The organism is Pontibacter sp. HJ8, from assembly GCF_054824225.1.
Genome location: NZ_JSYF01000382.1, coordinates 1 through 8128 on the forward strand (window position 1 = coordinate 1; position 8128 = coordinate 8128).

The following is an 8128-nucleotide window of genomic DNA, read 5'->3' on the forward strand; positions in this document are numbered from 1 at the left end:
CAGCGAGTTTGGAGCGTCTTGATTTTTTTGATTACAGGGGGTAGGGGCCCTCGATTTTTTTATCAAGAAAAAAAGTAGGTCCCCGCCGGACAGGCGAAGCTATACAACAACGTCGGGTTGCTATACCTGGGACAGCAGCTCCGCCAGTTACAAACTGGCCTCTACTGCAACCACCAGTTACCGCTGCGCTCAAACTGGCGGTATAGGTATACGAACAAGTAATCGTTAACCCGTCAATACCAGCCCGGAAGGAAAAATTAAGTCTTATCTTTGTAACCTATACCCTAGACCCGGTGAACACCCCCATCCGAAAGATCATCCACATCGACATGGACGCTTTTTTTGCGTCGGTGGAGCAGCGCGACAACCCCGAGCTGCGCGGAAAACCTGTGGCCGTGGGTGGCTCGCGGGCAAGAGGTGTGGTGGCAGCGGCCAGCTACGAGGCCCGCAGGTATGGCGTACATTCGGCCCTGGCATCCAAGATAGCTGCCCAACGCTGCCCGCAGCTCATTTTCGTAAAGCCCCGCTTTGAGGTATACAGTGCGGTTTCGAGGCAGATACGTGAGATATTTCACGCTTATACCGATCTGGTGGAGCCGCTCTCGCTGGACGAAGCCTACCTGGATGTGACCGAGAACAAGATCGGTATGCCTTCGGCCAGCATCATCGCCAATCAGATCAGGGCGCGCATACACGAAGAAACAGGTCTAACTGCCTCAGCCGGTGTATCCTTCAATAAGTTCCTGGCAAAGATCGCTTCGGATATGAACAAGCCCAATGGCTTCACCCTCATCACGCCCGATGTGGCGGAGGAACTGGTGGCGGGCCTGGTCATCGAGAAATTCCATGGAATAGGCAAAGTGACGGCAGCCAAAATGCAGAGCATGGGTATTCTCACCGGCGCCGACCTACGGGAGCGATCAGAGGAAGAACTGGTGCGGCATTTTGGCAAAACAGGGCGCTACTACTACCGCATCGCCCGTGCGCAGGACGATCGCGACGTGCAGCCACACCGCATCCGCAAGTCTATAGGCTCGGAGCGCACCTTTGAGGTAGACCTGACCGAGGAAGAAATCATGCTGCAGGAACTCGAAACGTTGGCCAAAGAGGTGGCCCAGGACATGGAGCGGCTGCAGACCACTGCCAAAACGGTTACTGTCAAGATCAAGTATTTTGATTTCACGCAGAACACCCGCAGCAAAACGTATCTGAGCGAATTCAGGAGTGCAGCGGCCATCTACACCATTGCCCGCGACCTGCTGCGCACGCCGCAACTCCCCCAGTACCCGGTGCGCCTACTGGGCATTTCTGTTTCCAGCCTCCTCTACCAGCACGACAAGCAGGAAGGCTATCAGCTCACGCTGGAGTTTTAGGAAGCTTATTTTTTAACAACATATTTTTTGGCCTCCTGGATGCCGGCCCGGTCCCCGTCTGCTTTTGCCGTATTTTCCAGGAGCACTGTATAATAGCTTTTCGCCTTCAGCTTGTCTTTGGCTTGCTCAGCTGATCGGGCAGCACCATAGAGACTGTTAAATCGACCGGGCGATACCTGCAGACTTGCTTCATAAGCTTCAGCCGCTTCCGCAGGCTTCCCGGTGAGCAGCAGCATGTCCCCCAGCAGTTCCCTGGCCGGCAATACGGCGCCAGGCGTTACCGGGTGTTTGTCCAGGGCATCTTCCTGATCGGCAGCTTCCCGCATCAGGGCTAGCGCTTTGTCCTTGTTTCCTTGCTGATAGGCAAGCCAGGCTTCCACGGCCTTTTGCTGCGCCTCCGCCTGGGCAGCCCAATAGGTATCGCCACCGCTGGTCAGCTGCGCTTTTAGTTTCTCCAGTGCCATGATGGATTCTTCTGCCACGGTTGGATTTCCGGAGCGGGCTGCACCAATGCCACGGGCAAAATGGGTCAGGGCTTCTGCTCCCGGGTATTTGTCCCAGGCGAAAGTTTCAGGGGAACGAACCGGCAATTGCGCTGCCTCTGCCCATTTGCCCCTTTCCAATGCATAGCGTGCCGGCACTGCAGCCAGTGCATAGGCAGCAGCAAAGGCTGGCTGATAGGTGGTTACGGCCCGCATTTTATTCAGCACTTCCTGTGCTTTTTTGTCCTGCCCCTGCTGCAGGTAGCCATACGCCATGTAATCCAGTGCGTGGGCATAATGCATCGAGGTTTCTTTCCCGGCAGATTGCCGCATCGCAGCATCAGCTGACCGGATGTTCCAATCGATCGCGTCCGGCCAATGTCCTAACCTGACAAAAATATGGCTGGGCATGTGCAGCGCGTGCGGCACATCGGGGGCAATGCGCTCATATTCTTTTGAAACTTTCAAAGCTTTTTGGGCCAGCGCAGGGTTGTCGTAAGCATGGATGATGTAATGGAACAATCCCGGATGATCCGGGGACTTTGCATGCAGCTTTTCCAGCCGCTCCCCTGCTTCTTTCTGTTTGGCAAATGTTTTATCCGTCTTGGGTGCAGTAGCCAATTGGGAAAGAGAATAGAATGCAGCAGCTTCCACATCTTCCGGGTAGGCTTCATATAGTTCTTGCATACCCGATTCGAATGCCTTCAATTGCTCCTGATAAGAAGTGTTCTCCCAGTTCTCATAAAACAGACTGGCAGCTTTTATATACGCGGCCTCCTGCTTGGTCATGTTTTTCTGCTGGGCTGCTTTTTCCAGTGCTGCCTGCCCCTTCTGCAGATTTTCGTCGGAGGGTCTTTCTCCCCAAAGCGGATGAATGTAACTCATGGCTATTCCCCACTGCGCCATAGCACAATCCGGGTTAGCTTGTGCCGCCGCAGCAAATTCCTGTTCTGCCTGCTCGTACATCATGTGATGCAGGAGGGCTAAGCCTGTATAGATGTTCTGCTGCGCTGCCTGGCTGCAGGACGTCTGCAACTCTACTTTGCCGTGATGGGTAGCGTGGCCCTGTGCCACCGAATGCGTGGTAGATGTGCTCCAAAACAGAAAACAGAGCAGCAACAAAAAGTGTAATGGATTCATTTGATTTCGGAAGGAATGGTTGGTTGATGCGTTTCAAAAGCAAAGACGACTCAGATCTGCAATTAAGCTGTGCCAGGCTTAATGAATGGAGTGGAGGGGATAATCAAACGGTAGGAACGGACTATTATATTCTACTACTCTATATTCAATAATTTGTTCAAGTGTTTATTATATAAATACCACAAGAGGCATCCACATACGTTTACCTAATCTGTTCAGTACAAGTTATTTGGCTATACCTTGAAAAGATATCTTTGCCGGTATAATGAAAATGCTATACCTGAACAAGTGTTTTCAGAGCAAATTTTGTCTGCACTTGTAGTTAAACCATCAGCTTGCTCAATAGTCTCTGTTTCTGTTGCAGGCATGGACGGTTGCTCAACATAATTTTCTGTTTCTATATTACCTACTAACTAACCAAACCTTAATCTTTCACCCGATTATGAGTAAAAATGTACGCTATGCCCGGCTGGCTACGCTGCTGCTGGCTGGTGCGCTTATAGCACCCCCTTCCTTTGCCCAAAGCAAGGAAAAAAAGAAAAAAAAGGCCAAACAGGAAGCCGCTGCAACACAGGCTGCCCCGGCAACTGCCCCTAAAAAGGAAGACGGTGGTATCAAACCTTACAGCAGCGTGATCACAGCCAGTGCTGTAACCGATGATGGTCTGTTCAAGGTGCACCGCGTCGATGACAAGTACTTCTATGAGATACCGGATACGCTGTTGCACCGCGACATGCTGATGGTGAGCCGTATTGCCAAAACGGCTACCAACATCGGGTATGGCGGTGAAGAACTGAACCGGCAGATGCTGCGCTGGGAAAAGAAAGGCAACCGCATTTTGCTGCGCCTGATCTCTTACCAAAACGTAGCCAACGATACGCTCGAGATCTTCCATTCCGTACAGAACTCCAACCTAGCTCCTGTCATTCAGGCTTTTGATATCAAGGCACTGAACAACGGGAGTTCAGTAGTAGAAGTGACAGACTTTTTCTCGAAGGATGTGCCTGCGCTGGGCCTGGACAAAGACAACCGCGACAAGTATAAAGTGAAGCGCCTGGATGACAAGCGTTCATTTGTGGAAGGAATCAAGAGCTTCCCGACCAACATTGAGGCGCGTTCGCTCATGACCTACGAGGCAACGGAGCCGCCTGCCAATTCCAGCGCCGGTACTATCTCCCTGGAGCTGAACCACTCCATGCTGCTGCTGCCAAAAGTGCCTATGGCTGCCCGCCGGTTCGATCAGCGTGTGGGGTACTTCACTATGTCACAGACAGACTACGGTACGGACGAGCAGCGTGCTGCAAAGCGCCGCTACATCGTGCGCTGGAAACTGGAGCCGAAAGACAAGGAGGCTTATGCACGGGGTGAACTGGTAGAGCCAGTGAAGCCGATCGTGTACTACATTGACCCGGCAACACCTATGAAATGGCGCCCATACCTGAAAAAGGGTGTAGAGGACTGGCAGAAAGCCTTTGAGGCCGCTGGCTTCAAGAATGCGATCATTGCCAAGGACGCTCCTTCTGTGGAAGAAGATCCGGAGTTCAGCACCGAAGATGCGCGTTACTCGGTTATCCGCTACTTCTCTTCCGAAACACAGAATGCGTACGGACCCAACGTGCACGACCCACGGTCCGGTGAGATCCTGGAAAGCCACATCGGCTGGTACCACAATGTGATGAACCTGCTTCGCAACTGGTACTTCATCCAGACGGCGGCCATCAACCCGGATGCCCGTAGCATCAAGTTCAAAGACGAAGTGATGGGCGAGCTGATCCGTTTTGTAGCGGCCCACGAAGTAGGCCATACACTGGGGCTGCCGCACAACATGGGTTCCAGTGCTGCCTACCCGGTAGAGAAACTGCGTGACGCGGAATTCACTAAGAAAATGGGCACTGCGCCTTCCATCATGGACTATGCCCGCTTTAACTACGTGGCGCAGCCGGAGGACAACGGGGTAGCGCTGATGCCAGGTATAGGCGTGTATGACAAGTATTCGGTAAAGTGGGGCTATACCTATTTTCCTGAAACCAACGGCAATGACAACCCGGAGCAACTGGCAAAATGGATCCGTGAAAAGGAAAACGACCCGATGTACCGTTTCGGACGACAGCAGGGCAACCCGGTCGATCCGTCTTCGCAGACCGAAGACCTGGGCGACGATGCCATGCTGGCCAGCGACTACGGCATCAAAAACCTGAAGCGTGTGATGCCCAACCTGATCGAGTGGACCGCGGAGGAAAACAAGAACTACGAGGACCTGCAGGAGATGTATACCCAGGTGCTGGGCCAGTGGAACCGATACATGGGCCACGTGACAGCGAACATCGGCGGGGTGTATGAGAATTACAAAACCCACGACCAGAAGGGCGATGTCTATGCGGCCGTGCCAAAGGAAAAACAGCAGCGCGCCATGAAGTTTATCAACGAGCAGGGCTTCGCAACCCCGACCTGGATGCTGGATAACAACATCCTGCGCAAGATCGAGTCTGCCGGTGCTCTGGAGCGCGTACGTACGGCGCAGGTAAACATCCTGAACAACGTACTGGAGCCGGGCCGCATGCAGCGTCTGCTGGAGGCACAGGCTTCGCTTGGCAACAAGACCTATACCTTGCCCGAGATGATGGCAGACCTGCGCAATGGCGTCTGGTCGGAAGTGGCTGCCGGCAAAACGGTAGACATGTACCGCCGCAACCTGCAGCGCGGTTACCTGGACCGTATGGAGTTCCTGATGAAGGAAGAACAACGCGCCGTACCGGCCGGAGCCCGTGCGTTTATGGGTTTCACTTCGGTCAATGTGTCGCAGTCTGATATCCGGCCGATGGTGCGGGGCGAGCTGACGGCATTGCGCAGCCAGATCAGGGCTTCGTTGCCAAAGGCGAAGGATACGATGACAAAATACCACCTGCAGGACGCACTGGTACGCATCGATAACATCCTGAATCCCAAAAGTTAATTTCCTGTTTTTTAGAATAGCGAAAGCCCCGGTTAGTTTAGCCGGGGCTTTTTGTTTATACCTGCCCAAGGGTAGAAAGCGGAGCAGTTCGTTTTATGCATACCCCGCCTATATTTTGCGTTTGTTTTCCTGGCCTTCCAGTATGTCGTTGATGCTAAGGGCAGCGCTGATGAGGCCCAGATGCGTGAAGGCCTGCGGATAATTGCCCAGGTGATCTCCTTTTAGTCCCAGCATTTCGGCATAAAGCCCCAGGTGGTTGGCATACCCCAGCATTTTCTCGAAATATAGCTGTGCCTTCTCTACCTGCCCCGACTTTGCCAGGCACTCCACATACCAGAACGTACACATCGAAAAAGTCCCCTCGCCCCCTTCCAGACCATCGAGCTGCTCTTTGTTGCGATAGCGGAAAACCAGTGCATCGGATACCAGTCGCTCCTCGATGCGCTCCAAAGTAGAAACCCATCGGGGGTCTTTCGGGCTGATAAACCGGATCAGGGGCATCAGCAGGGTGGCTGCATCCACAGTATCTGCCCCTTTATACTGTACAAAGCATTTTAGCTCCTCATCCCAGAATTCCTGGTGAATGGAGAAGAAGATCTTATCGCGCTCCTTCCGCCACCTGGCCGGAAGCGGGTAAGAATGGTTGTCGGCGATCTTCATGGCCCTGTCTATGGCTACCCAGCACATCATGCGGGAGTATAGAAAATGCTTTTTGCCGCCCCGCACTTCCCATATTCCTTCGTCCTCCAGCAGCCAGTTATCGCACACCCACTCCACCTGGTGCCGGAGTTTGTTCCAGAACTCAAATGAAATAGGCGTTACGTACTTATCATAAATGTAAACAGAATCGAGCAGCTCCCCATAAATGTCGAGCTGCACCTGGTCGTTAGCGCCGTTGCCGATGCGCACCGGCGTGGAGCCTCTGTAGCCGCTCAGGTGCTTCAGTATGTTCTCTTCCAGGTCTAGTTCGCCGGCCAGGGTGTACATGAGCCTCAAATGTCCTGCACTCCCCACGTCATCGCAGCGCTTGTCCACCCAGTCCATAAAACATTTGACTTCCTGCTTAAAGTCTAGCCTGAGCAGGACGTACACGGTAAAAGAGGCATCCCGGATCCAGGTATACCGGTAGTCCCAGTTGCGTACCCCTCCGACTTCTTCCGGTAACCCGAAAGTAGGTGCAGCCACCATAGAGCCATACCTGCTGGAGGTCATGAGCTTAAGCACCAGGGCTGATCGGTTGATGATCTCTATCCAACGCCCTCTGTAGCTGCACTCGGAAATCCATTTTTTCCAGTAGTTGATGGTCTCGTAAAGGCTTTGCGTCACGAAGGAGCTTAGATCCGGGGCAGGTGGCGTTGTACAGGTGCCATGTTCGAGCAGAAAGTCAGCCTGCTCACCGGTTTTAAGGCAGAACGAGGCCACTGCATCTTTGCCTTCTATTTTCAGCGGTACAGAGCTTTTAAGCCGTAGGACGCTTCCATCAGGCCCGTCACTCGAATACTTGACTTCGTGCTCGGTTACCTGCTCGACAGTATGAGCAGCCCTGCCATAGTTGAAACGCGGGCTGCACTGCATCCGGAAGGTCATATCGCCGTGCACACAGGTAACCCGCCTGACCAGATCACTTTTTTGTTCAGATAATTCCAGGGGCATAAAGTCTGTTATTTCGGCTATGCCATCATCCGACAAAAACCGGGTCAGCAGCACATTGGTATCGGGCAGGTAAAGTTGCTTGTGCTTCATCCCGTCGCAGGCAGGGTGAAGAGAGAAACACCCGCCGTTTTCGGTATCCAGCAGGGAGGCAAAGATGGTAGGCGAGTCGAAATCCGGGAAGCACATGAAGTCAATAGATCCGTTTAGCCCTACCAGGGTGACCGTGTTCAGGTCCCCGATTACGCCATGGTCCTCAATGGGTAAATAACCAGCTTCTGTCATAATTTAGGTACGGTTCCGGAGTTTGATGGTTCATGCAAGCGGCCTGCATAGCCCTCAGGTACCATTGGCTGCCAGGCGTGCTATTCCATCACGAATTATCCAGCCCGAAGCGCCGTTAAAGTATGATCAGAAAAAAATGCAATAAAAAGCCTGCTGACAGCGGGCCTTTCGGGCAAAACTTACTTGGAAATCATTAAAGTTATCCCTATACACCTGGCAGAACTAAAGAAGTATAGTTGAGGATA

General features: G+C 52.9%; 4 protein-coding genes. 2 read left to right on the top strand and 2 right to left on the bottom strand.

Annotation, left to right across the window (positions count from 1 at the left end):
- Nucleotides 1–293 precede the first annotated feature (293 nt).
- Nucleotides 294–1373 (top strand): DNA polymerase IV, encoded by a 1080-nt coding sequence (gene dinB, locus OB13_RS15875; protein WP_461491156.1) that lies wholly within the window; start codon nucleotides 294–296, stop codon nucleotides 1371–1373.
- Between the two features lie 5 nt (nucleotides 1374–1378).
- Here dinB and OB13_RS15880 read toward each other — a convergent pair whose 3' ends face one another.
- A complete protein-coding gene (locus OB13_RS15880; protein WP_461491157.1) occupies nucleotides 1379–2995 on the bottom strand; it encodes a tetratricopeptide repeat protein in 1617 nt (538 codons plus the stop codon).
- A gap of 442 nt (nucleotides 2996–3437) precedes the next feature.
- Between OB13_RS15880 and OB13_RS15885 the strand changes: the two genes are divergently transcribed.
- Entirely contained in the window at nucleotides 3438–5948 is a 2511-nt protein-coding gene (locus tag OB13_RS15885; protein WP_461491158.1) for a zinc-dependent metalloprotease, read from the top strand.
- Between the two features lie 108 nt (nucleotides 5949–6056).
- Here the strand turns inward: OB13_RS15885 and OB13_RS15890 are convergent, their stop codons facing one another.
- Nucleotides 6057–7883: a glycoside hydrolase family 15 protein gene (locus tag OB13_RS15890; protein WP_461491159.1), complete on the bottom strand. Its 1827-nt coding sequence runs from the start codon at nucleotides 7881–7883 to the stop codon at nucleotides 6057–6059.
- Nucleotides 7884–8128: the final 245 nt, after the last annotated feature.